Raw genomic sequence first — 24,464 nt, 5'->3', positions numbered from 1 at the left:
GAATTATCGTAAACGACAGGATGTTGATTGGACAACAACACAACGTGGTGAGGGGAAATGGCTCAGGTCTTCAATTTTAGTTCAGGTCCGGCAATGCTACCGGCAGAAGTACTTAAACTGGCTCAACAGGATCTTTGTGACTGGAACGGTCTTGGCACGTCGGTAATGGAAATTAGCCACCGTGGCAAAGAGTTCATCCAGGTTGCAGAGGAAGCGGAGCAGGATTTTCGCGATCTTCTCAGTATCCCCTCCAACTATAAAGTGTTGTTCTGCCATGGCGGTGGTCGTGGGCAGTTTGCGGGTATTCCGTTAAATATTCTGGGTGATAAAACGACGGCGGATTACGTCGATGCCGGTTACTGGGCAGCCAGCGCGATTAAAGAAGCGAAAAAGTACTGCACGCCAAACGTTATTGATGCCAAAGTCACCGTTGACGGCCTGCGCGCTGTTAAGCCGATGAGTGAATGGCAGCTTTCTGACAACGCGGCGTATCTGCACTATTGCCCGAACGAAACCATCGACGGTATCGCGATTGATGAAACGCCGAATTTTGCCAGCAATGTGGTGGTTACGGCGGATCTGTCCTCGACTATTCTTTCCGCACCGCTTGACGTTAGCCGTTATGGCGTAATTTATGCCGGAGCGCAGAAAAACATCGGCCCGGCCGGGCTGACGATTGTCATCGTACGCGAAGATTTACTGGGTAAAGCCCACGTGTCTTGCCCGTCGATCCTTGACTATACCGTACTGAATGACAACGACTCCATGTTTAACACGCCACCGACCTTTGCCTGGTATCTGTCTGGCCTGGTCTTTAAATGGCTGAAAGGGCAAGGCGGTGTTAACGCGATGGATAAAATTAACCAGCAAAAAGCGGAACTGCTGTACGGCGTGATTGATAACAGCGATTTCTACCGCAACGATGTGGCGAAATCGAACCGTTCACGCATGAACGTCCCGTTCCAGTTGGCTGACAGCGCACTGGATAAACTTTTCCTGGAAGAGTCTTTCGCTGCGGGCCTGCACGCGCTGAAAGGGCACCGTGTAGTTGGCGGAATGCGGGCTTCAATCTATAACGCTATGCCGCTGGAAGGCGTAAAAGCACTGACCGATTTCATGGTCGATTTCGAGCGCCGCCGCGGCTAATCTGCTGTACTTTTCATCCCCACAGCCAGCCTGTGGGGTTTTTATGTCTGTTTTTGAGAGTTGAGTTTCATGGAATCCCTGACGTTACAACCCATTGCGCGGGTGGATGGCACCATCAATCTGCCTGGATCCAAAAGTGTTTCTAACCGCGCTTTGCTGCTGGCTGCATTAGCAAATGGCACCACTGTCCTGACCAACCTGCTGGACAGCGATGATGTCCGCCATATGCTGAATGCGCTGAATGCGTTAGGGATTAGCTATACCCTTTCTGCCGATCGCACGCGTTGCGAGATAATCGGTAACGGCGGCGCGCTGCATGCAGAAGGCGCTGTAGAGCTGTTCCTTGGCAATGCCGGAACCGCAATGCGCCCGCTGGCCGCAGCGCTGTGCCTGGGCAGCAATGACATCGTGCTGACGGGCGAACCGCGCATGAAAGAGCGCCCGATTGGTCATCTGGTTGATGCGTTACGCCAGGGCGGAGCCAACATTGAATACCTGGAGCAGGAAAATTATCCGCCTCTACGTCTGCGCGGTGGTTTCACCGGAGGGCAAGTTGAGGTAGACGGCAGCGTATCCAGCCAGTTCCTCACTGCATTGCTGATGACTGCGCCGCTGGCGCCGCAGGACACGACGATCGCCATTAAAGGTGAGCTGGTATCCAAACCTTACATTGATATCACACTGAACCTGATGAAAACGTTTGGTGTTGACATTGAAAACCAGAACTACCAACGTTTTGTCGTGCAGGGCAACCAACAGTACCAGTCTCCGGGCGCCTATCTGGTAGAAGGCGACGCTTCATCGGCCTCGTATTTTCTTGCGGCTGGCGCGATCAAAGGCGGTACGGTGAAGGTTACCGGGATTGGGCGTCATAGCATGCAGGGTGATATTCGCTTTGCTGATGTGCTGGAAAAAATGGGCGCGACCGTGACATGGGGTGATGATTTTATTGCCTGTACTCGCGGTGAGTTGAACGCTGTCGATATGGACATGAACCATATTCCTGATGCGGCAATGACCATTGCGACCGCCGCGTTGTTTGCAAAGGGCACAACGACTTTACGGAACATTTACAACTGGCGCGTCAAAGAGACCGACCGTCTGTTTGCGATGGCAACGGAGTTGCGGAAAGTGGGCGCGGAAGTTGAAGAGGGGCATGATTTTATCCGTATCACTCCGCCGGTTAAGCTGCAGTTTGCGGATATTGCGACCTATAACGATCACCGTATGGCGATGTGTTTCTCGCTGGTAGCGTTGTCTGACACGCCGGTAACCATTCTGGACCCTAAATGCACCGCCAAAACCTTCCCGGATTATTTCGAACAGTTGGCGCGTATTAGTACTCCTGCCTGATTTTGTTGCCGCACTAACTGGTGCGGCACATTCTAACATCTCCGATTGTCTATTTATTCTACACTCAGCTTCAATGATTCTGCATTTTTCACACAAAGATAACGATCATTGTCGTTGGCGCGTATAATGCGCGGCGTTCACGTTAACGTATGCCCGTTTAAGGAGAAAAAGATGACGGCAATTGCCCCGGTTATTACCATTGATGGCCCAAGCGGTGCAGGAAAAGGCACCTTGTGCAAGGCAATGGCGGAAGCATTGCAGTGGCATCTGTTAGATTCAGGCGCGATCTACCGCGTACTGGCGCTCGCAGCGTTACATCACCATGTTGATGTCACTTCTGAAGATGCTCTGGTACCGCTTGCCTCACACCTGGATGTGCGTTTTATCTCAACGGACGGCAACCTGGAAGTCATTCTGGAAGGCGAAGATGTCAGCGGTGAAATCCGCACCCAGGAAGTGGCGAATGCCGCCTCTCAGGTCGCTGCGTTTCCTCGCGTACGCGAAGCGCTGTTACGTCGTCAACGCGCGTTTCGTGAAGCGCCCGGCCTGATTGCCGACGGACGTGACATGGGGACCGTGGTATTCCCGGATGCACCAGTGAAAATTTTTCTGGACGCCTCCTCGCAAGAACGTGCGCATAGACGTATGCTACAGTTGCAGGAAAAGGGCTTTAGTGTTAACTTTGAACGCCTTTTGGCCGAGATCGAAGAACGCGATTACCGCGATCGTAACCGTGCTGTAGCGCCGCTGGTTCCCGCTGCTGATGCTTTAGTTTTGGATTCAACCCGATTAAGCATTGAGCAAGTGATTGAAAAAGCGTTACAATACGCGCGCCAAAAACTGGCTCTCGCATAAGTGCGACCGAATTTGCAGTACCCCCGTTGCAATGGATTGACAGCGGGTATGTTAAACAACCCCATCCGGCATGGAGCCAGGTGGACGTTAAATATGAAACCTGAAGATTAAACATGACTGAATCTTTTGCTCAACTGTTTGAAGAATCCTTAAAAGAAATCGAAACCCGTCCGGGTTCCATCGTTCGTGGTGTTGTTGTTGCTATCGACAAAGACGTAGTACTGGTTGACGCCGGTCTGAAATCTGAGTCCGCCATTCCGGCAGAGCAGTTCAAAAACGCCCAGGGCGAGCTGGAAATCCAGGTTGGTGACGAAGTTGACGTTGCTCTGGATGCAGTAGAAGACGGCTTCGGTGAAACCCTGCTGTCCCGTGAAAAAGCTAAACGTCACGAAGCTTGGATCACGCTGGAAAAAGCTTACGAAGAAGCTGCAACCGTTACTGGTGTTATCAATGGCAAAGTCAAGGGTGGCTTCACTGTTGAGCTGAATGGTATTCGCGCGTTCCTGCCGGGTTCCCTGGTAGACGTTCGTCCGGTCCGCGACACGCTGCACCTGGAAGGCAAAGAGCTTGAATTCAAAGTAATCAAGCTGGATCAGAAGCGTAACAACGTTGTTGTTTCCCGTCGTGCCGTTATCGAATCCGAAAACAGCGCAGAACGCGATCAGCTGCTGGAAAACCTGCAGGAAGGCATGGAAGTTAAAGGTATCGTTAAGAACCTCACTGACTACGGTGCATTCGTTGATCTGGGTGGCGTTGACGGCCTGCTGCACATCACCGACATGGCATGGAAACGCGTTAAGCATCCGAGCGAAATCGTAAACGTTGGCGACGAAATCACTGTTAAAGTGCTGAAGTTCGACCGCGAGCGTACTCGTGTATCTCTGGGCCTGAAACAGCTGGGCGAAGATCCATGGGTAGCTATCGCTAAGCGTTATCCGGAAGGTACCAAACTGACTGGTCGCGTGACCAACCTGACCGACTACGGCTGCTTCGTTGAAATCGAAGAAGGCGTTGAAGGCCTGGTTCACGTTTCCGAAATGGATTGGACCAACAAAAACATCCACCCGTCCAAAGTTGTTAACGTTGGCGACGTAGTGGAAGTTATGGTTCTGGATATCGACGAAGAACGTCGTCGTATCTCCCTGGGTCTGAAGCAGTGCAAAAACAACCCATGGCAGCAGTTCGCGGAAACCCACAACAAAGGCGACCGTGTTGAAGGTAAAATCAAGTCTATCACTGACTTCGGTATCTTCATCGGCCTGGACGGCGGCATCGACGGCCTGGTTCACCTGTCTGACATCTCCTGGAACGTTGCAGGCGAAGAAGCAGTACGTGAATACAAAAAAGGCGACGAAATCGCAGCAGTTGTTCTGCAGGTTGATGCAGAACGTGAGCGTATCTCTCTGGGCGTTAAACAGCTCGCAGAAGATCCGTTCAACAACTGGGTTGCACTGAACAAGAAAGGCGCAATCGTAAACGGTAAAGTCACTGCAGTTGACGCTAAAGGCGCAACCGTAGAACTGGCTGACGGCGTTGAAGGTTACCTGCGCGCTTCTGAAGCTTCCCGCGACCGCGTTGAAGATGCAACTCTGGTTCTGAGCGTAGGCGACGACGTTGAAGCTAAATTCACCGGCGTTGATCGTAAGAACCGTGCAATCAGCCTGTCTGTTCGTGCTAAAGACGAAGCTGATGAGAAAGATGCAATCGCAACTGTTAACAAACAGGAAGATGCTAACTTCTCTAACAACGCAATGGCTGAAGCTTTCAAAGCAGCTAAAGGCGAGTAATATCGAGTGCTCTAAATCCTTTGTGCTGTTAACAGCACAAAGGGTGACGAGTAGCTTGACAGATTACAGGATTCGTCCTGTAATCAATGACAAAGGGCGGCTACGGCCGCCCTTAATCAATGCAGCAGCTAATTTTGCCTTTAAGGAACCGGAGGAATCATGACCAAGTCAGAATTGATTGAAAGACTTGCAACCCAGCAACCTCATATTCCCGCGAAAGCGGTTGAAGATGCAGTAAAAGAGATGCTGGAACATATGGCCTCGACTCTTGCGCAGGGCGAGCGTATTGAAATCCGCGGTTTCGGCAGCTTCTCTTTGCATTACCGCGCACCACGCACCGGACGTAATCCGAAGACCGGCGATAAAGTGGACCTGGAAGGAAAATACGTTCCGCACTTTAAACCAGGTAAAGAACTGCGCGATCGCGCCAATATTTACGGTTAAGTCCTCAGCAAGACTTAGCTCCGAGAAAAGCACCTGTATGGGTGCTTTTTTCATTTTTACCTCTCTGTACTGGAATCTCCCTCCCAACTTATTTGTATGTTACATCTGCAGTTAAATAACAGCGGAATGCACCTCGTTTACCGGTAAATAACTGCCAGACATCTGCTGAGTTGTCCTGCACACTCCCTGTCACAGGGAGGTGTCATATGAAAATAACAACAGTCAGTACGTGTGCGTTATGCGGCATTCTCCCGCTGACGGTATTACCCGTATTACCTGACATGCTGTGTGTCAGCTTTGTATTTGGTCTGGCGTGTCTGCTTTGCCTCATTCCTCATCGATATATGCATTACGCCGGGTTAGTCCTGCTGTTTTTCCTGTGGGGAATACTGGCAGCGAAAGAGGTTATCTGGACTGGTGATGCGCTCCCGGCCAAAACGCAGCAGGCTATCGTTCAAATAACCGGGACTGACAATATGACCACGCACTACGGTCAGATTACACACCTTCAGGGGAGCCGGATATTTCCTGCCGTTGGCGTCGTACTGTATGGGCAGTATTTACCCGGCGATGTTTGCGCTGGTCAGACATGGGCGATGACGCTGAAAGTTCGCGCTGTGCATGGGCAACTGAATGAAGGTGGATTTGATAGCCAGCGCTATGCATTGGCACAGCATCAGCCGCTGACGGGGCGTTTTCTGCAGGCCTCAGTGATTACGCCGCAATGCAGTCTGCGTGCACGTTATCTCTCCTCGCTAAAAACCACGCTTGCCGCCTATCCCTGGCAGCAAGTCATACTGGGGCTGGGGATGGGAGAACGTTTGTCTGTATCGCAGGCGGTAAAAAATATAATGCGTGATACCGGAACAGCACATTTGATGGCCATTTCCGGGCTGCATATTGCTTTTGCCGCACTCCTCGCTGGCGGACTGATACGAGGTGGACAATTTTTAATGCCGACACGCTGGATCTGCTGGCAGGCTCCGCTAGTCGGGGGTGTGCTCTGCGCTGCATTTTATGCCTGGCTGACGGGCCTGCAACCACCGGCATTACGCACGGTCATCGCGCTAATGGTATGGGGGGCACTAAAACTAAGCGGCAGGCAGTGGAGTGACTGGACGGTCTGGATTACCTGCCTGGCAGCAATTGTGGTAGTGGATCCGGTCGCGGTGCTTTCACAAAGTCTGTGGTTGTCTGCTTTCGCTGTGGCGGCACTGATATTCTGGTATCAGTGGATGCCGATGCCGTACTGGCCGCTCTCGCGTATCGGACGTGCAGTGCTGGCGCTTGCTCATTTGCAATTTGGCATTACGCTTCTGCTTCTGCCTGCCCAAATCGCATTATTTCACGGTGTTAGCCTGAGCTCATTTCTGGCCAATTTATTTGCGGTACCGCTGGTCACATTTGTTTCAGTTCCTCTGATATTAGCGGGTATGGTCGTGCATTTAACCGGTCAGGTGATGATTGAGGCAGGCCTGTGGTATCTCGCTGACCGTTCCCTGGCGCTGTTATTTTGGGGTCTCAATAGCTTACCGGAAGGATGGCTCAACATTGATGCGCGTTGGCGATGGCTTGCACTGTCCCCATGGCTGATGCTTATTGCATGGCGATTAAATGCCTGGAAAACGCTACCGGTTGCCTGTTTTACCGGGCTTTTGTTATTGAGTGGGCCGTTCTGGAGAACACCCCGCGCTGATTTGTGGCAGGTACATATGCTGGATGTAGGACAGGGGCTGGCAATGGTGATTGTCCGTAATGGCAAAGCGATTCTCTATGATACCGGGTTGGCCTGGCCCGAGGGCGATAGTGCGCAGCAGTTGATCATTCCCTGGCTACGTTGGCACAACCTGGAACCGCAAGGGGTAATTCTAAGCCACGAACATTTGGATCATCGGGGAGGGTTGCAATCACTACGGCAAGCCTGGCCGTCACTGTGGGTCAGAAGTCCGTTGGGCTGGAAAGGGCATCTCCCTTGTTTTCGCGGGGAGCGTTGGCAATGGCAGGGATTAACATTTAGCGCACATTGGCCAGTCAGTGGAAATAAAGAGCTGGGGAATAACCATTCCTGCGTGGTAAAGGTGGATGACGGACATCAGAGTATTCTCCTGACAGGTGATATTGAATCCTCTGCTGAACAAAAAATGCTAAGTCACTACTGGCAGCATCTGCAGGCTACGTTTGTGCAGGTTCCACACCATGGGAGTAACACATCATCCTCACTGGCGCTGATTCAACGCGTTAGCGGACAGGCCGCAATAGCCTCAGCATCCCGCTACAATGCCTGGCGTCTACCGTCATGGAAAGTCCGACAGCGTTACCGGCAACAAAATTATCAGTGGCTGGACACACCCCACCAGGGGCAAATCACGCTGGATATTTATCAAAAAAGTTGGCGAGTACGCAGCTTACGGGATCAGATTTTACCCCGTTGGTATCATCAGTGGTTTGGCGTGTTGGAGGATAACGGGTAGAATATGCGGCTATTCTAACAAATGCTGGTTTTTTGAATGCATAACGATAAAGATCTCTCTACGTGGCAGACGTTTCGCCGACTATGGCCAACCATAGCGCCTTTTAAATCGGGTCTGATCGTGGCGGGTATAGCGTTAGTCCTTAACGCGGCCAGCGATACCTTCATGTTATCGCTCCTCAAGCCATTACTGGATGATGGTTTTGGTAAAACTGATCGCTCTGTGCTGCTGTGGATGCCTCTGGTGGTCATTGGGCTAATGATAGTTCGCGGTATTACGAGCTATGTCTCCAGCTACTGCATTTCATGGGTGTCAGGTAAAGTGGTCATGACCATGCGTCGCCGCCTGTTTGGTCATATGATGGGCATGCCTGTCGCCTTTTTTGATAAACAGTCTACAGGCACGTTGCTATCACGTATTACCTATGATTCCGAGCAGGTCGCGTCTTCGTCTTCCGGCGCATTGATCACTGTGGTACGTGAAGGAGCCTCAATTATTGGCCTGTTTATCATGATGTTCTACTACAGTTGGCAGCTGTCATTGATCCTGATTGTGCTGGCGCCCATCGTATCGGTGGCCATTCGAGTGGTCTCCAGGCGTTTTCGTAGCATCAGTAAAAACATGCAAAACACCATGGGGCAGGTGACCACCAGCGCAGAGCAAATGCTGAAAGGCCACAAAGAAGTATTGATTTTTGGTGGTCAGGAAGTTGAAACCAAGCGTTTTGACAAAGTCAGCAACAAGATGCGCTTGCAGGGTATGAAGATGGTTTCCGCCTCTTCTATCTCTGACCCTATCATCCAGCTGATTGCGTCTCTGGCTCTGGCCTTCGTGTTATATGCGGCCAGTTTCCCAAGCGTAATGGAAAACCTGACGGCAGGGACAATCACCGTTGTCTTCTCTTCAATGATCGCCCTGATGCGTCCGCTGAAGTCACTGACTAACGTCAATGCACAGTTCCAGCGCGGTATGGCGGCATGCCAGACCTTATTTACGATTCTGGATAGTGAACAAGAGAAAGATGAAGGTAAACGCGTCATTGAGCGCGCTTCCGGCGATCTGGAGTTCCGTAATGTGACCTTTACCTACCCGGGCCGTGACATTCCTGCGTTACGTAACATCAACCTGAATATTCCGGCGGGCAAAACTGTTGCCCTGGTTGGACGTTCTGGTTCGGGTAAATCCACTATCGCCAGCCTGATCACGCGCTTCTACGATATCGATGAAGGGCAGATTCTGATGGATGGGCACGACCTGCGTGAATACACCCTGTCATCTCTGCGCGATCAGGTGGCGCTGGTATCGCAGAACGTTCACCTGTTCAATGATACGGTTGCCAACAATATTGCCTACGCGCGTACCGATATGTATAGCCGTGAGCAGATCGAAAAAGCTGCGCAGATGGCCTACGCCATGGATTTCATCAACAAGATGGATGATGGTCTGGATACGGTGATTGGCGAAAACGGCGTGCTGCTTTCAGGTGGTCAGCGCCAGCGTATCGCCATTGCTCGCGCCTTGCTGCGCGACAGTCCGATCCTGATCCTCGATGAAGCTACGTCGGCGCTGGATACCGAATCCGAACGCGCGATTCAGTCTGCACTTGATGAGCTACAGAAAAACCGTACCTCTCTGGTTATTGCTCACCGCCTTTCTACCATTGAACAGGCGGATGAGATCATCGTGGTAGAAGACGGGCTGATTGTTGAGCGCGGAACCCATAGCGAACTGCTTGAGCAGCGTGGGGTTTATGCACAATTACATAAAATGCAATTTGGTCAATGATCGCACGTATCTGGTCCGGTGAATCGCCGTTGTGGCGATTATTATTGCCACTTTCCTGGCTGTATGGTCTGGTGAGTGGCGGGATTCGTCTATGCTACAAGCTTGGGCTTAAACGTGCATGGCGTGCGCCAGTACCGGTGGTGGTGGTCGGCAATCTTACCGCAGGCGGCAATGGTAAAACACCGGTAGTCATCTGGCTGGTTGAACAGCTGCAGCAACGCGGTATTCGTGTGGGCGTAGTGTCTCGTGGCTATGGCGGGAAAGCGGCGACTTATCCGCTATTGCTAACAGCAGACACTACTAGCGCAGAAGCGGGTGATGAGCCTGTGCTTATCTTTCAACGTACCGGCGTACCCGTAGCGGTATCTCCGGTAAGATCGGATGCGGTAAAAGCGATCCTTGCTCACCATGATGTGCAGATTATTGTGACAGACGATGGGTTACAGCACTATCGTCTGGCACGTGATGTGGAAATCGTGGTGATTGACGGTGTTCGTCGGTTTGGTAACGGCTGGTGGCTCCCTGCGGGCCCAATGCGTGAGCGTGCGGGTCGGCTGAAATCGGTGGATGCCACGATCGTTAATGGCGGTGTGGCGCGACCGGGTGAAATTCCCATGCATCTTGAGCCTGGGCTGGCCGTTAATTTACGTACTGGTGAACGCCGCGATGTCGCGCAACTGCCTGATATTGTCGCCATGGCGGGTATCGGCCATCCCCCCCGTTTTTTTGCCACGCTTGAGGCATGTGGCGCCAGGCCACAAAAATGTGTCGCACTGGCGGACCATCAGTCTCTGACCTACAGTGACGTCAGTGCGTTGTTAGCCGAAGGACAAACGCTGGTGATGACGGAAAAAGATGCCGTGAAATGCCGCGCATTTGCCAATGATAACTGGTGGTATTTACCCGTTGACGCACATCTGTCAGGCGAACGGCCTGATGCGTTGCTGGATAGCTTAATCTCGCTGACTCGCTGACTGATTCACGCTGCGGCAGCGAATCATTTATGAGGCCATAAATGTTGTTGCCGCGTCTTTCTCTGACGGATGCCCGTCATCTTCACCTTGCTGCCCAGGGGCTGCTGAAAAAAACACGCCGTCGGGCAACGCCTGCAGATATTCTTCCCACCATTTCGCGCATGTCGTTACTGCAAATCGATACCATCAATATTGTCGCGCGCAGCCCCTATCTGGTGCTGTTTAGTCGTTTGGGCGACTATTCCCCCCAATGGCTCGATGACTCCTTAATGCAGGGCGAACTGATGGAGTATTGGGCGCATGAAGCCTGTTTTTTACCGCGCAGCGACTTTACGCTGATACGCCATCGTATGTTGGCTCCGGAAAAAATGGGCTGGAAATACAAAGCGGCGTGGATGAAAGAACATGCTCATGAAATAGAGCAACTGTTGCAGCATATCCAGCATAACGGGCCGGTACGTTCAGCCGATTTCGAGCATTCGCGTAAGGGGGCCAGCGGCTGGTGGGAATGGAAACCACAAAAGCGGCATCTGGAAGGGCTTTTTACATCCGGGAAAGTGATGGTGGTGGAGCGGCGTAATTTTCAGCGAGTGTATGATTTAACGCATCGCGTCATGCCTCATTGGGATGATGAGCGTGACCGGCTGTCGCAGGATGAAGCCGAAATTGTGATGCTGGATAACAGCGCCCGTAGTTTGGGTATTTTCCGTGAGCAGTGGCTGGCGGACTACTATCGCCTGAAGCGTCCGGCGTTAAAAAACTGGTGCGATATGCGAAGGGAACAGCGACATATAATTCCTGTTGATGTAGAAGGGCTGGGCACCTTGTGGCTGCATAGCCACCTTCAGCCGCAACTGGAACTTGCTCTGGCGGGAAAGTTGACTGCCACCCACAGCGCTGTTTTATCCCCGTTTGATCCGGTGGTCTGGGATCGTAAACGGGCAGAACAGCTGTTTGATTTTAGCTACCGACTGGAATGCTATACGCCAGCGCCCAAACGTCAGTATGGTTATTTCGTCTTGCCGCTGCTGTATCGCGGGCAGTTAGTTGGGCGCATGGACGCCAAAATGCACCGTAAAACCGGCGTGCTGGAGGTTATTTCGCTGTGGTTGCAGGATGGCATCAAACCAGGAGTTACTCTGCAAAAAGGCTTGCTCCAGGCCATCAGTGATTTTGCTCGCTGGCAGCAGGCGACGCGAGTGACATTGGGGAATTGCCCGGACGGTTTATTTGCTGACTCCCGGCACGGTTGGGAAATAGACCCAGCCTCTTAATTGATTATGTTAATATTTACGGATTCACAATCCGGTCCATCTGGAGGAACTATGGATCATCGTCTGCTTGAAATCATTGCCTGCCCGGTATGCAATGGCAAACTCTGGTTTAACCAGGAAAAACAGGAACTGATTTGTAAACTGGATAACCTTGCTTTCCCACTGCGCGATGGCATTCCAGTTTTGCTGGAAACCGAAGCCCGTGTTCTGACTGCTGATGAGAGTAAATCATGAGTTTTGTGGTCATTATTCCTGCGCGTTATGCGTCCACACGTTTACCGGGTAAGCCGCTGCTGGATATCAACGGCAAGCCCATGATTGTGCATGTGCTGGAGCGAGCGCGTGAATCTGGCGCTGAGCGTATTATTGTTGCTACCGATCATGAAGATGTCGCTCGTGCGGTAGAAGCGGTGGGTGGCGAAGTGTGCATGACACGTGCCGATCACCAGTCTGGCACGGAGCGACTGGCGGAAGTTGTCGAGAAATGTGGTTTTAGCGATGATACCGTTATCGTGAACGTACAGGGTGATGAGCCGATGATCCCGGCGGTCATTATTCGCCAGGTCGCTGAGAATCTGGCGCAGCGCCAGGTTGGTATGGCGACCCTTGCAGCCCCGATTCACAGCGCGGAAGAGGCATTTAATCCGAATGCGGTAAAAGTTGTGCTGGATGCCGAAGGTTATGCGCTCTATTTTTCACGCGCGACCATTCCGTGGGATCGCGACCGTTTCGCCAAAAGCCTCGAAACGGTGGGCGATACTTTCCTGCGTCACCTGGGCATTTACGGTTATCGCGCCGGATTTATTCGCCGTTATGTAAACTGGCAGCCGAGTCCGCTTGAGCATATTGAAATGCTGGAGCAACTGCGTGTGCTGTGGTACGGCGAAAAAATTCACGTCGCCGTTGCTAAGGAAGTTCCTGGCACAGGGGTTGATACCGCTGAAGATCTTGAGCGTGTTCGCGCTGAGATGCCTTAGTTTTTCTCACGATTCTCCATTAAGATACGCTGAATAATTTAAGTTGCAGGAGGCTTTACTCACCTGCAGCTTGAAGTATGACGCGTATTTTTGGGAGGCGTATCGTATCGTTACGCTTTTCCTCCACTTTTCTTTTCATCAATTGATCTCATCCGGGTGACATCTGTCTGCACGACGCTCATTATGAAAGCAGTAGCATTTATGAGGGCAATCTGAAATGGAACAGTTGCGTGCCGAACTCAGCCATCTGCTGGGTGAAAAACTCAGTCGTATTGAATGCGTAAATGAAAAAGTGGATACGGCTCTGTGGTCACTGTATGACAGCCAGGGAAATCCGATGCCACTGATGGCGAGAAGTTTCACCACACCGGGGATGGCGCAGCAGTTAGCATGGAAAACCACCATGCTGGCACGCAGCGGGACGGTGCGTATGCCAGTCATTTATGGTGTCTTAACGCACGAAGAGCATCCCGGCCCTGATGTCCTGTTGCTTGAGCGTTTACGCGGTGTGCCGGTAGAAGCGCCTGCCAGAACGCCCGAACGCTGGGAACATTTAAAGGATCAGATTGTAGAAGGTCTGCTTTCATGGCATCGGCAGGATAGCCGCGGCTGTGTGGGAATGGTGGATAACACGCAAGAGAATATCTGGCCATCCTGGTATCGTCAGCGAGTAGAGGTGCTGTGGACTACGCTAAGTCAGTTCAACAATACCGGGCTGACGATGCAGGACAAACGGATCCTGTTTCGCACCCGTGAGTGTTTGCCCGCTTTATTTGAAGGATTCAATGATAACTGTGTGCTGATCCACGGTAATTTCAGCTTACGCAGTATGCTTAAAGACGCCCGTAGCGATCAGCTTCTGGCGATGGTGGGGCCTGGGTTGATGTTGTGGGCGCCGAGGGAATATGAACTGTTCCGCTTAATGGATAATGCGCTGGCGGAAAGCCTGCTATGGCAATACCTGCAGCGCGCGCCAGTGGCGGAGTCGTTCATCTGGCGGCGCTGGTTGTATGTGTTATGGGATGAGGTTGCGCAACTGGTCAATACCGGACGTTTTAATCGTTCCAACTTTGACCTGGCAACGAAATCACTGCTGCCGTGGCTCGCCTGAACCTTTTAGCCACTGCCAGATGCGCCCCAACGTTTCGTAACCAACACGATCGCTATGCATCAGCCAGACAGGCGAAGGAATTGCCCGCTCCCACGGATTGAGTGGGGAATCGATGGCCAGTTGATTGGCGGGTGCAGGCAAAGGATACAGTCCGGCCTGCTGGAAGAAAATCATCGCACGCGGTAAGTGCGATGCGGATGTCACCAGCAGGAACGGCGCATCGCCAATGGCCTGTTTCACTGCGGTCGCTTCTTCTTCGGTATCTTTAGGTTTATCCAGCGTAATGATCTCGCTGCGGGGGACGCCCAGCGACTGCGCCACGCGAGCGCCAGCTTCAGCCGTGCTGACAGTATTGGTCTTTGCGGCAGCGCCGGTAAAGATAAGCTTCGATCCCGGGTTTGCGCGCCATAGGCGAATACCTTCATTCAGACGTGGAAGGCTGTTGTTGATCAGGTTTGAACTCGGCGCCCACTGCGGATTCCAGGTATATCCGCCACCCAACACCACAATGTACTCCACTTTTTGCCTATCCTGCCAGGTTGGATAACTATCCTCAAGCGGTTTCAACAGGCTATCGGCGACGGGCTGCAAACTAAGAAGTAACAGCGCCAGCCAACTCAGACTAATACACACTTTCCCCGTTTTCTGAAAGCGGCTAAACCAGATTAACCCCAGGCCGATGCCCATCACAAGCAGCATCAACGGAAGCGGCAGCATCATACCGCCAATCACTTTCTTCAGCGTAAAAAGCATCCTTTTTGGTTCCTTTTTTAACCATACAGCAGGGGATCTGCAGGGATATTACACCAGGAAGGTTCATTCTCGGCGTGGGTGTGACAAAATAGCGGTTTTACTTAGTCGCCCTAAAGCCAGCCTGTGGAGAGCCCGATGCGGGATCGCAATTTTGATGACATTGCAGAGAAGTTTTCCCGTAACATTTACGGCACCACCAAAGGTCAATTAAGACAGGCTATTCTCTGGCAGGATTTGGATCGCCTACTGCCCACGCTCGGTGAACAGAAATTACATATTCTGGATGCAGGGGGGGGCGAAGGGCAAACGGCCATCAAAATGGCGGAGCGCGGTCACTTCGTGACATTATGCGACCTGTCCGGTGAGATGATCGCCCGTGCGCAACAGGCAGCAGAGGCAAAAGGTGTGAGCGGAAACATGCATTTCATACAATGCGCCGCTCAGGATGTTGCTGCGCATTTGGAAAGCCCGGTTGATCTGATATTGTTTCATGCTGTGCTGGAATGGGTGGCCGAACCGGTTTGCGTGCTGCAAACCCTGTGGTCGGTATTACGTCCCGGCGGCGCGTTATCGTTAATGTTCTACAATGCTAACGGTCTGCTGATGCACAACATGGTCGCAGGGAATTTCGACTATGTGCAGGTTGGGATGCCAAAACGTAAAAAACGTACGCTTTCACCAGACTATCCGCGTGAACCAGGACAGGTTTATCAGTGGCTGGAAGAGATCGGTTGGCAGATAACCGGTAAGACAGGCGTACGCGTGTTTCATGATTATCTGCGAGATAAGCATCAACAGCGTGACGGTTATGAAATGTTACTTGAGTTAGAAACGCGCTATTGCCGCCAGGAACCGTATATCAGCCTTGGCCGCTATATTCATGTCACCGCGCGCAAACCGCAGATGCAAGGATAACCTATGAGTGAATTTTCCCAGACAGTCCCCGAACTGGTTGCCTGGGCCAGAAAAAATGACTTCTCCATTTCTCTGCCGGTAGACAGACTTTCGTTCCTGCTGGCGGTAGCCACGCTGAACGGTGAGCGACTTGACGGTGAGATGAGTGAAGGCGAGCTGGTGGATGCGTTCCGCCATGTGAGTGATGCGTTTGAGCAAACCAGCGAAACCATCGGTGTTCGCGCCAATAACGCGATTAACGACATGGTACGTCAACGTCTGCTGAACCGCTTTACCAGCGAGCAGGCGGAAGGTAACGCTATTTATCGTTTAACGCCGCTGGGAATTGGCATCACGGATTACTATATTCGTCAGCGCGAATTCTCTACATTGCGTTTGTCGATGCAGTTGTCGATTGTTGCTGGTGAGCTGAAGCGTGCGGCAGATGCCGCCGCGGAAGGTGGTGATGAATTCCACTGGCACCGCAACGTCTATGCGCCATTGAAGTATTCGGTAGCGGAAATTTTCGACAGTATTGATTTGACTCAGCGCATTATGGATGAGCAGCAGCAGCAGGTAAAAGACGATATTGCACAGTTGCTGAATAAGGACTGGCGGGCGGCAATTTCCAGCTGTGAAATGCTGCTGTCTGAAACGTCAGGTACGCTGCGTGAGCTGCAGGATACGTTGGAAGCCGCAGGCGATAAGCTCCAGGCGAACCTGTTACGCATTCAGGATGCGACGATGGCACATGACGATCTGCATTTTGTCGACCGGTTGGTGTTTGACTTACAAAGCAAGCTCGATCGCATTATCAGCTGGGGTCAGCAATCCATCGATTTGTGGATCGGTTACGATCGTCACGTGCACAAGTTTATCCGTACCGCGATCGATATGGACAAAAACCGCGTCTTTGCCCAGCGTCTGCGCCAGTCCGTGCAGACCTACTTTGACGATCCGTGGGCGCTGACCTATGCCAACGCCGATCGTCTGCTGGATATGCGCGACGAAGAGATGGTGCTGCGTGATGAAGAGGTCACCGGCGAGTTGCCCGCCGATCTGGAATATGAAGAATTTAACGAGATCCGCGAACAGCTGGCGGCAATTATCGAAGAGCAGTTGGCTATCTATAAATCCAGACAAACGCCACTGGATCTCGGATTGGTCGTGCGCGAGTATCTGGCGCAATACCCACGTGCGCGTCACTTCGACGTAGCGCGTATTGTTATTGATCAGGCGGTACGTCTTGGCGTAGCGCAAGCAGACTTCACCGGACTGCCCGCGAAATGGCAGCCGATTAATGATTACGGAGCCAAGGTACAGGCGCATGTCATTGACAAATATTGAACAAGTGATGCCGGTAAAGCTGGCGCAGGCGCTGGCGAATCCGTTATTTCCAGCGCTGGATAGCGCTTTACGTTCGGGTCGCCATATCGGCCTGGATGAACTGGATAATCATGCCTTCCTGATGGATTTTCAGGAATATTTTGAAGAGTTTTACAACCGCTATAACGTGGAATTGATCCGTGCCCCGGAAGGGTTCTTCTACCTTCGTCCACGTTCAACGACGCTCATTCCCCGTTCGGTTCTGTCTGAACTGGATATGATGGTCGGTAAAATTCTTTGCTATCTCTATCTCAGCCCGGAACGCCTGGCGAACGAAGGGATTTTTACCCAGCAAGAGCTGTATGACGAGCTATTAACGCTGGCGGATGAAGCCAAACTGCTGAAGCTGGTGAACAACCGTTCAACCGGTTCGGACGTTGATCGCCAGAAACTCCAGGAAAAGGTTCGTTCTTCGCTAAACCGTCTCCGCCGCTTAGGCATGGTATGGTTTATGGGTCATGACAGCAGCAAATTCCGTATTACGGAATCAGTCTTCCGCTTTGGCGCGGATGTACGCAGCGGTGACGATCCGCGCGAAGCGCAGCGTCGCTTGATTCGTGATGGCGAAGCGATGCCGGTCGAGAACCGCCTGCAGCTTAACGATGAGCCAGAAGATAATCAGCCGGACAGTGGAGAAGAAGAATAATGATTGAACGCGGTAAATTTCGCTCACTTACGCTGATTAACTGGAATGGTTTTTTTGCCCGTACGTTTGACCTTGATGAACTGGTTACCACGCTGTCCGGCGGTAACGGTGCGGGTAAATCCACTACCATGGCGGCATTTGTTACGGCGCTCATCCCTGACTTGACTCTGCTGCATTTCCGTAACACCACCGAAGCCGGTGCAACCAGCGGCTCACGTGATAAAGGCCTGCACGGTAAGCTGAAAGCAGGTGTCTGTTACTCAATGCTTGACGTGCTCAACTCGCGCCATCAGCGTGTGGTCGTCGGCGTGCGTCTGCAGCAGGTTGCCGGGCGCGATCGTAAAGTGGACATCAAGCCGTTTGCGATTCAGGGGTTGCCGATGTCGGTGCAGCCAACCCAACTGGTTACGGAAACCCTGAACGAACGCCAGGCTCGCGTTCTGTCTCTCGCAGAGCTGAAAGAGAAGCTTGATGAGATGGAAGGTGTGCAGTTTAAGCAGTTTAACTCAATCACCGATTATCACTCGTTGATGTTCGATCTGGGGATCATCGCCCGTCGTCTGCGCTCTGCCTCTGACCGTAGTAAATTCTATCGCCTGATTGAAGCCTCACTGTACGGCGGTATTTCCAGCGCCATTACCCGCTCGCTGCGTGACTACCTGCTGCCGGAAAACGGCGGCGTGCGTAAAGCGTTCCAGGATATGGAAGCGGCGCTACGTGAAAACCGCATGACGCTGGAAGCGATTCGCGTCACCCAGTCAGATCGTGACCTGTTTAAGCATTTGATCAGCGAAGCGACCAACTATGTGGCTGCGGATTATATGCGCCACGCCAACGAACGTCGTATCCATCTTGATAAAGCGCTGGAATATCGTCGTGAGCTGCATACCTCACGCAAGCAGTTGGCCGCAGAGCAGTACAAGCACGTGGATATGGCGCGTGAACTGGGCGAGCATAACGGCGCGGAAGGCGATCTGGAAGCGGATTATCAGGCGGCAAGCGATCACCTGAATCTGGTGCAAACCGCGCTGCGTCAGCAGGAAAAAATTGAACGCTACGAAGCGGATCTCGAAGAACTGCAGGTTCGTCTCGAAGAACAAAATGAGGTGGTCGCGGAAGCCGTTGACCGCCAGGATGAAAACGAAGCCCGCGCGGAAGCCGCCGAACTGGAAGTGGATGAGCTGAAAAGCCAGCTTGCCGATTACCAGCAGGCGCTGGACGTTCAGCAAACGCGCGCCATCCAGTACACTCAGGCGATTCAGGCGCTAAATCGGGCGAAAGAGCTCTGTCACTTACCGGATCTGACGCCCGACAGTGCTGCCGAATGGCTGGAGACGTTCCAGGCGAAAGAGCAGGAAGCCACTGAAAAACTGCTGACGCTGGAACAAAAAATGAGCGTGGCACAAACCGCGCACAGTCAGTTCGAGCAGGCTTATCAGCTGGTGGCGGCTATCAACGGCCCACTGGCACGTGGTGATGCCTGGGGCGTCGCACGTGAGCTGCTGCGCGAAGGTGTTGAACAGCGCCACCTGGCGGAACAGGTTCAGCCATTGCGCATGCGTTTGAGCGAGCTGGAACAGCGTTTGCGCGAACAGCAGGAAGCCGAGCGTCTGCTGGCTGAATTCTGCAAGCGTCAGGGTAAACAGTTCGATATCGATGAGCTGGAAGCACTGCACCAGGAGCTGGAAGCGCGTATCGCCGCCTTGTCGGACAGCGTCTCTTCTGCCAGCGAACAACGTATGACGTTGCGCCAGGAGCAGGAGCAGTTGCAGTCTCGTATCCAGCATTTGATGCAACGCGCGCCGGTCTGGCTGGCCGCGCAAAATAGCCTGAACCAGCTTAGCGAACAGTGTGGCGAAGAATTTACCTCCAGCCAGGACGTCACCGAGTACCTGCAACAGTTGCTGGAGCGCGAGCGTGAAGCCATTGTTGAGCGTGATGAAGTCGGCGCGCGTAAAAATGCAGTTGATGAAGAGATTGAACGTCTAAGCCAGCCGGGCGGGGCGGAAGATCAGCGTCTGAACGCGCTGGCAGAACGCTTCGGCGGCGTGTTGCTGTCTGAAATCTATGACGATGTTAGCCTTGAAGATGCGCCGTACTTCTCTGCGCTTTACGGTCCTTCGCGTCATGCCATCGTGGTGCCGGATCTGTCGCTGATTACTGAGCAACTTGATGGGCTGACGGATTGCCCGGAAGACCTCTACTTCATCGAAGGGGATCCGCAGTCGTTTGATGACAGCGTTTTCAGTGTCGATGAGCTGGAAAAAGCGGTGGTGGTGAAAACCGCCGAGCGCCAGTGGCGTTACTCCCGCTTCCCAACGGTGCCGATTTTTGGTCGTGCCGCGCGTGAAAGCCGCATCGAAACGCTACACGCCGAGCGTGAGGGGCTGTCTGAACGTTTTGCAACGCTCTCTTTTGACGTCCAGAAAACCCAACGTCTGCACCAGGCGTTTAGCCGCTTTATCGGCAGCCATCTGTCGGTGGCGTTTGAGGCCGATCCGGAAGCCGAAATTCGTCAGTTGAACAGCCGTCGCGTTGAACTCGAACGTGCGCTGACCAACCATGAAAATGATAATCAGCAAAGCCGCACGCAGTTTGAACAGGCGAAAGAGGGGGTTTCTGCTCTTAACCGCCTGCTGCCGCGTTTGAATCTGCTGGCGGATGACACGCTGGCCGATCGTGTGGACGAAATTCGCGAACGTCTGGATGAAGCCCAGGAAGCGGCGCGTTTTGTGCAGCAGCACGGCAATCAGTTAGCCAAGCTGGAGCCGATGGTTTCCGTTCTGCAAAATGACCCGGAGCAGTTTGAACAGCTGAAAGAAGACTACGCGTATTCTCAGCAGACGCAGCGTGATGCACGCCAGCAGGCCTTTGCACTCACTGAAGTCGTTCAGCGCCGGGCGCACTTTAGCTATTCCGACTCCGCCGAAATGCTGAGCGGCAACAGCGATCTGAATGAGAAACTGCGTGAACGTCTGGAACAGGCGGAAGCTGAACGTACCCGCGCCCGTGAAGCGTTGCGCAGCCACGCCGCGCAGTTGAGCCAGTACAATCAGGTTATGGCCTCGCTGAAAAGCTCCTACGACACCAAGAAAGAGCTGCTTAACGATTTACAACGTGAACTGCAGGATATTGGCGTTCGTGCGGACAGCGGTGCCGAAGAGCGCGCGCGTATCCGTCGTGACGAACTGCATGCGCAGCTCAGCAACAACCGTGCACGCCGCAACCAACTTGAGAAAGCACTGACCTTCTGCGAAGCGGAGATGGAAAACCTGACCCGCAGACTGCGCAAGCTGGAACGTGATTATCATGAAATGCGCGAGCAGGTAGTTACCGCCAAAGCCGGCTGGTGTGCAGTCATGCGGATGGTGAAAGACAACGGCGTTGAGCGCCGTCTGCACCGTCGCGAGTTGGCGTATCTGTCCGGTGATGAACTGCGCTCGATGTCGGATAAGGCGCTCGGCGCGCTGCGTCTGGCCGTTGCGGATAACGAACATTTGCGCGATGTGCTGCGCATGTCTGAAGATCCCAAACGTCCAGAACGTAAAATTCAGTTTTTTGTCGCGGTTTACCAGCATCTGCGTGAACGTATTCGCCAGGATATTATCCGTACCGACGATCCGGTCGAAGCCATCGAGCAGATGGAGATTGAATTGAGCCGTCTGACGGAAGAGTTAACCTCCCGTGAACAGAAGCTGGCTATCAGCTCTCGCAGCGTGGCGAATATTATTCGTAAGACGATTCAGCGTGAACAGAACCGTATTCGTATGTTGAACCAGGGTCTGCAAAGCGTGTCGTTTGGTCAGGTAAACAGCGTTCGTCTGAACGTAAACGTGCGAGAAACGCACGCTACTTTGTTGGATGTCCTGTCCGAGCAGCATGAACAGCATCAGGACCTGTTTAACAGCAACCGTCTGACCTTCTCTGAAGCGCTGGCGAAGTTGTATCAGCGTCTTAATCCGCAGATCGACATGGGACAGCGTACGCCGCAAACCATTGGTGAAGAACTGCTCGACTACCGCAACTACCTGGAAATGGAAGTTGAGGTTAACCGTGGTTCTGACGGTTGGCTGCGTGCCGAATCGGGCGCGCTGTCCACAGGGGAAGCGATCGGTACCGGGATGTCAATCCTCGTGATGGTTGTTCAAAGCTGGGAAGATGAAGGTCGTAGACTGCGTGGGAAAGATATCTCGCCATGCCGCCTGTTGTTCCTTGATGAAGCCGCACGACTCGATGCCCGCTCCATCGCAACCCTGTTTGAACTGTGCGAGCGTTTGCAGATGCAGCTGATTATTGCTGCGCCGGAAAATATCAGCCCGGAGAAAGGCACAACCTACAAACTGGTGCGTAAAGTCTTCCAGAATACCGAACACGTTCACGTGGTGGGTCTGCGTGGTTTTGCCCCTCAGTTGCCTGAGCCGTTACCTGGGATAGAAGATGCCTCTTCGCAGGCAAGCTAAGTAAAAAGGCGGCGCTAAAGCCGCCTTTTTCTTTTCCGATATGCTCATGATACCTGGTGTAATTTCTTTAGACTTCTTTACATTAGGTTAGGCAAAAATGATTTGATGTTTATATACTGAAGGTAAGCCTAACGCGTCACCGGGCTTGCTCGTCATACTTCAGAATGTATTGGCGTTTTACAGGCCCGCTCCCGTGAGAGTAACGGGGAATACAGGCGGTCTGGCTACTCAAAGTATGATAAAGAAAACAGGGGGCAAGGGATGTTGCTTAATAAAATGTGTGGTCGTCGGCTGTCGGCAATCAGTTTGTGCCTGGCCGTAACATTCGCTCCACTGTTCAATGCGCAGGCCGATGAGCCTGAAATGATTCCTGGCGACAGCTCTGCGGCCGTTAGCGAACAGCCTACAGCGTTATCGCAACCGCAGGTACAATCTTCCGCGACGGCGATCATGGCGGGGATTCAACCGCTGCCGCAGGGCGTGTCAGTTGATCAAGCCCGCGCTGAATTGCAATCTCAGCTACCAGCAGGCTATACGCCGGTTTATATGAGCCAGCTGGAATTACTGTATGCCGCACGCGAAATGAAACCGATGTGGGAAAATCGTGATGCGGTAAAAGCCTTTCAACAACAGTTAGCCGAGGTGGCGATTGCCGGCTTTCAGCCGCAGTTCACCTCGTGGGTTGCACTTCTGACTGACCCGGCAGTCACTGGCCTGGCACGTGATACTGTGCTTTCTGATGCGATGATGGGCTATCTGCACTTTATTGCCAATATCCCCGTCAAAGGTAGCCGCTGGCTGTATAGCGATAAGCCTTATGCTCTGGCAACGCCACCGCTCTCCGTTGTTAACCAATGGCAGGTGGCGCTGGACAATGGTCAGCTAACGTCATTTATCACCAGCCTTACACCTCAACATCCACAGTATGCAGCGATGCATGAGTCGTTGCTGAAGCTGGTGGGGGATTCGCGACCCTGGCCACGGTTAACCAGCACCACGACGTTGCGTCCCGGTGAATGGAGTAATGATATCCCGGCGCTGCGCGAAATTCTGCGTCGCACCGGAATGCTGAACGCCGGTGTCAGCACTTCTGCCAAAGAAGGGCGTAGCGCCTACGATCGCGAACTTGTTGATGCGGTGAAACGTTTTCAGACATGGCAGGGGCTGGGGGCCGATGGCACGATTGGTCCTGCAACACGCGACTGGCTGAACGTGACGCCTGCTCAACGCGCGGGCGTACTGGCGTTAAATATTCAGCGTTTGCGCCTGCTGCCGAGCGATCTGTCTACCGGCATCATGGTAAACATCCCAGCCTACTCGCTGGTTTATTATCAGAACGGAAATCAGGTGCTGGCTTCCCGTGTTATTGTCGGACGTCCCGATCGTAAAACGCCGATGATGAGCAGCGCGTTGAATAATGTGGTTGTAAACCCACCGTGGAACGTACCGCCGACGCTGGCCCGAAAAGATATTCTGCCTAAATTGTGGAACGATCCGGGGTACCTTGAGCGTCACGGGTATACTGTAATGCGCGGCTGGAACAGCAAAGAGACGATAGATCCGTGGCAGGTCGACTGGGCTACAATCACCGCCTCAAATCTGCCGTTCCGCTTCCAGCAGGCACCGGGCGCGCGTAATTCGCTGGGGCGCTATAAATTCAACATGCCGAGTTCTGATGCCATTTATCTGCACGATACGCCAAACCATAATTTGTTCCAGAAGGATACTCGGGCGCTAAGTTCTGGCTGTGTGCGCGTGAATAAGGCCTCGGAACTGGCGAATATGCTGCTGCAGGATGCTGGCTGGAATGATACGCGCATCTCGGATGCCCTGAAGCAAGGGGATACGCGGTATGTAAATATCCGCCAGAATATTCCGGTCAACCTCTACTATCTGACTGCCTTTGTGGGAAGCGATGGACGCACTCAGTATCGTACAGATATTTACAATTACGATCAGACAGCGCGATCCAGCGCACAAATCATGTCGAAAGCTGAGCAATTAATCAGATAAATGAAGCAGTTCGAGGAAAATGATTGTCGTAAGTTATGACGAAAACGGGGCAGGATGGCTGTAAGCCCCGTATTTCCTGGGTTTGGGAGCCTTGACGTGGACTACTTAGCCAGATAAGGTTTCCCGCGTGCGCTA

18 protein-coding genes are annotated in these 24,464 nt (G+C 52.7%); 17 read left to right on the top strand and 1 reads right to left on the bottom strand.

The genetic code is table 11. The features are described from left to right. Positions 1–57 precede the first annotated feature (57 nt). From serC to I6L54_RS17180, 12 genes are all read left to right on the top strand, one after another. On the top strand, positions 58–1,146 hold the full coding sequence (gene serC / locus I6L54_RS17235; protein WP_040231803.1) for a 3-phosphoserine/phosphohydroxythreonine transaminase: 1,089 nt from the start codon (positions 58–60) through the stop codon (positions 1,144–1,146). Between the two features lie 69 nt (positions 1,147–1,215). Next, entirely contained in the window at positions 1,216–2,499 is a 1,284-nt protein-coding gene (gene aroA, locus I6L54_RS17230; RefSeq protein ID WP_040231805.1) for a 3-phosphoshikimate 1-carboxyvinyltransferase, read from the top strand. A gap of 171 nt (positions 2,500–2,670) precedes the next feature. Further along, on the top strand, positions 2,671–3,354 hold the full coding sequence (gene cmk, locus I6L54_RS17225; RefSeq protein ID WP_005123561.1) for a (d)CMP kinase: 684 nt from the start codon (positions 2,671–2,673) through the stop codon (positions 3,352–3,354). 113 nt (positions 3,355–3,467) lie between these two features. Next, a complete protein-coding gene (rpsA, locus tag I6L54_RS17220) occupies positions 3,468–5,141 on the top strand; it encodes a 30S ribosomal protein S1 (RefSeq protein WP_003035776.1) in 1,674 nt (557 codons plus the stop codon). Positions 5,142–5,300: 159 nt separating this feature from the next. Further along, positions 5,301–5,585 carry an integration host factor subunit beta gene (gene ihfB, locus I6L54_RS17215; RefSeq protein WP_003035780.1) on the top strand — a complete coding sequence of 95 codons (285 nt, stop codon included), beginning with the start codon at positions 5,301–5,303 and terminating at the stop codon, positions 5,583–5,585. 206 nt (positions 5,586–5,791) lie between these two features. Beyond that, positions 5,792–8,056 carry a ComEC family protein gene (locus I6L54_RS17210; protein ID WP_040231806.1) on the top strand — a complete coding sequence of 755 codons (2,265 nt, stop codon included), beginning with the start codon at positions 5,792–5,794 and terminating at the stop codon, positions 8,054–8,056. A gap of 36 nt (positions 8,057–8,092) precedes the next feature. Continuing rightward, a complete protein-coding gene (gene msbA, locus I6L54_RS17205; RefSeq protein ID WP_040231807.1) occupies positions 8,093–9,841 on the top strand; it encodes a lipid A ABC transporter ATP-binding protein/permease MsbA in 1,749 nt (582 codons plus the stop codon). Beyond that, positions 9,838–10,815 carry a tetraacyldisaccharide 4'-kinase gene (lpxK, locus tag I6L54_RS17200; RefSeq protein ID WP_040231809.1) on the top strand — a complete coding sequence of 326 codons (978 nt, stop codon included), beginning with the start codon at positions 9,838–9,840 and terminating at the stop codon, positions 10,813–10,815. The genes msbA and lpxK overlap by 4 nt, the downstream gene beginning before the upstream one ends. A 41-nt stretch (positions 10,816–10,856) precedes the next feature. Beyond that, positions 10,857–12,089, top strand: a complete 1,233-nt coding sequence (locus I6L54_RS17195) for a winged helix-turn-helix domain-containing protein (RefSeq protein ID WP_005123555.1) — start codon at positions 10,857–10,859, stop codon at positions 12,087–12,089. A gap of 51 nt (positions 12,090–12,140) precedes the next feature. Beyond that, positions 12,141–12,323, top strand: coding sequence for a protein YcaR (gene ycaR / locus I6L54_RS17190; RefSeq protein WP_003035793.1), 183 nt, complete (start codon positions 12,141–12,143; stop codon positions 12,321–12,323). Further along, positions 12,320–13,066: a 3-deoxy-manno-octulosonate cytidylyltransferase gene (gene kdsB, locus I6L54_RS17185; protein ID WP_005123554.1), complete on the top strand. Its 747-nt coding sequence runs from the start codon at positions 12,320–12,322 to the stop codon at positions 13,064–13,066. The genes ycaR and kdsB overlap by 4 nt, the downstream gene beginning before the upstream one ends. 217 nt (positions 13,067–13,283) lie before the next feature. After that, positions 13,284–14,177, top strand: a complete 894-nt coding sequence (locus tag I6L54_RS17180; protein WP_005123553.1) for a YcbJ family phosphotransferase — start codon at positions 13,284–13,286, stop codon at positions 14,175–14,177. Here I6L54_RS17180 and elyC read toward each other — a convergent pair. Then, entirely contained in the window at positions 14,154–14,930 is a 777-nt protein-coding gene (gene elyC, locus I6L54_RS17175; protein ID WP_005123552.1) for an envelope biogenesis factor ElyC, read from the bottom strand. The two genes, I6L54_RS17180 and elyC, sit on opposite strands and share 24 nt — an antisense overlap. A 135-nt stretch (positions 14,931–15,065) precedes the next feature. Between elyC and cmoM the strand changes: the two genes are divergently transcribed. The 5 genes from cmoM to ldtD all read left to right on the top strand — a co-directional run bounded on the left by cmoM (position 15,066) and on the right by ldtD (position 24,329). Beyond that, positions 15,066–15,845, top strand: coding sequence for a tRNA uridine 5-oxyacetic acid(34) methyltransferase CmoM (gene cmoM / locus I6L54_RS17170; protein ID WP_040231810.1), 780 nt, complete (start codon positions 15,066–15,068; stop codon positions 15,843–15,845). Between the two features lie 3 nt (positions 15,846–15,848). Then, a complete protein-coding gene (gene mukF, locus I6L54_RS17165; protein ID WP_005123549.1) occupies positions 15,849–17,171 on the top strand; it encodes a chromosome partition protein MukF in 1,323 nt (440 codons plus the stop codon). Further along, entirely contained in the window at positions 17,152–17,856 is a 705-nt protein-coding gene (mukE, locus tag I6L54_RS17160) for a chromosome partition protein MukE (protein WP_040231811.1), read from the top strand. The genes mukF and mukE overlap by 20 nt, the downstream gene beginning before the upstream one ends. Beyond that, complete coding sequence (gene mukB, locus I6L54_RS17155) at positions 17,856–22,316, top strand: chromosome partition protein MukB (protein WP_040231813.1); 4,461 nt, start codon at positions 17,856–17,858, stop codon at positions 22,314–22,316. Before mukE ends, mukB begins: the two co-directional genes overlap by 1 nt. 261 nt (positions 22,317–22,577) lie before the next feature. Beyond that, the gene (gene ldtD / locus I6L54_RS17150; RefSeq protein WP_005123544.1) at positions 22,578–24,329 is read left to right on the top strand and encodes a L,D-transpeptidase; all 1,752 of its coding nucleotides are present in this window, start codon (positions 22,578–22,580) and stop codon (positions 24,327–24,329) included. The last annotated feature ends 135 nt before the right edge of the window (positions 24,330–24,464 follow it).

This window comes from Citrobacter pasteurii, from assembly GCF_019047765.1.
In the GTDB taxonomy this organism is placed as follows: Bacteria; Pseudomonadota; Gammaproteobacteria; order Enterobacterales; family Enterobacteriaceae; genus Citrobacter; species Citrobacter pasteurii.
Note: the sequence above shows the minus strand (reverse complement) of the source record. Positions and strands in the feature narration are given on the sequence as shown.

Excerpts from the sequence above, each read along its gene's own strand:
- cmk (WP_005123561.1), top strand. The coding sequence starts at position 2,671 with ATGACGGCAATTGCCCCGGTTATTACCATTGATGGCCCAAGCGGTGCA.
- cmoM (WP_040231810.1), top strand. The coding sequence starts at position 15,066 with ATGCGGGATCGCAATTTTGATGACATTGCAGAGAAGTTTTCCCGTAAC.
- serC (WP_040231803.1), top strand. The coding sequence starts at position 58 with ATGGCTCAGGTCTTCAATTTTAGTTCAGGTCCGGCAATGCTACCGGCA.
- elyC (WP_005123552.1), bottom strand. The coding sequence starts at position 14,930 with ATGCTTTTTACGCTGAAGAAAGTGATTGGCGGTATGATGCTGCCGCTT.
- mukB (WP_040231813.1), top strand. The coding sequence starts at position 17,856 with ATGATTGAACGCGGTAAATTTCGCTCACTTACGCTGATTAACTGGAAT.
- msbA (WP_040231807.1), top strand. The coding sequence starts at position 8,093 with ATGCATAACGATAAAGATCTCTCTACGTGGCAGACGTTTCGCCGACTA.
- mukE (WP_040231811.1), top strand. The coding sequence starts at position 17,152 with ATGTCATTGACAAATATTGAACAAGTGATGCCGGTAAAGCTGGCGCAG.
- mukF (WP_005123549.1), top strand. The coding sequence starts at position 15,849 with ATGAGTGAATTTTCCCAGACAGTCCCCGAACTGGTTGCCTGGGCCAGA.
- I6L54_RS17210 (WP_040231806.1), top strand. The coding sequence starts at position 5,792 with ATGAAAATAACAACAGTCAGTACGTGTGCGTTATGCGGCATTCTCCCG.
- ldtD (WP_005123544.1), top strand. The coding sequence starts at position 22,578 with ATGTTGCTTAATAAAATGTGTGGTCGTCGGCTGTCGGCAATCAGTTTG.
- lpxK (WP_040231809.1), top strand. The coding sequence starts at position 9,838 with ATGATCGCACGTATCTGGTCCGGTGAATCGCCGTTGTGGCGATTATTA.
- I6L54_RS17180 (WP_005123553.1), top strand. The coding sequence starts at position 13,284 with ATGGAACAGTTGCGTGCCGAACTCAGCCATCTGCTGGGTGAAAAACTC.
- ihfB (WP_003035780.1), top strand. The coding sequence starts at position 5,301 with ATGACCAAGTCAGAATTGATTGAAAGACTTGCAACCCAGCAACCTCAT.
- kdsB (WP_005123554.1), top strand. The coding sequence starts at position 12,320 with ATGAGTTTTGTGGTCATTATTCCTGCGCGTTATGCGTCCACACGTTTA.
- aroA (WP_040231805.1), top strand. The coding sequence starts at position 1,216 with ATGGAATCCCTGACGTTACAACCCATTGCGCGGGTGGATGGCACCATC.
- I6L54_RS17195 (WP_005123555.1), top strand. The coding sequence starts at position 10,857 with ATGTTGTTGCCGCGTCTTTCTCTGACGGATGCCCGTCATCTTCACCTT.
- ycaR (WP_003035793.1), top strand. The coding sequence starts at position 12,141 with ATGGATCATCGTCTGCTTGAAATCATTGCCTGCCCGGTATGCAATGGC.
- rpsA (WP_003035776.1), top strand. The coding sequence starts at position 3,468 with ATGACTGAATCTTTTGCTCAACTGTTTGAAGAATCCTTAAAAGAAATC.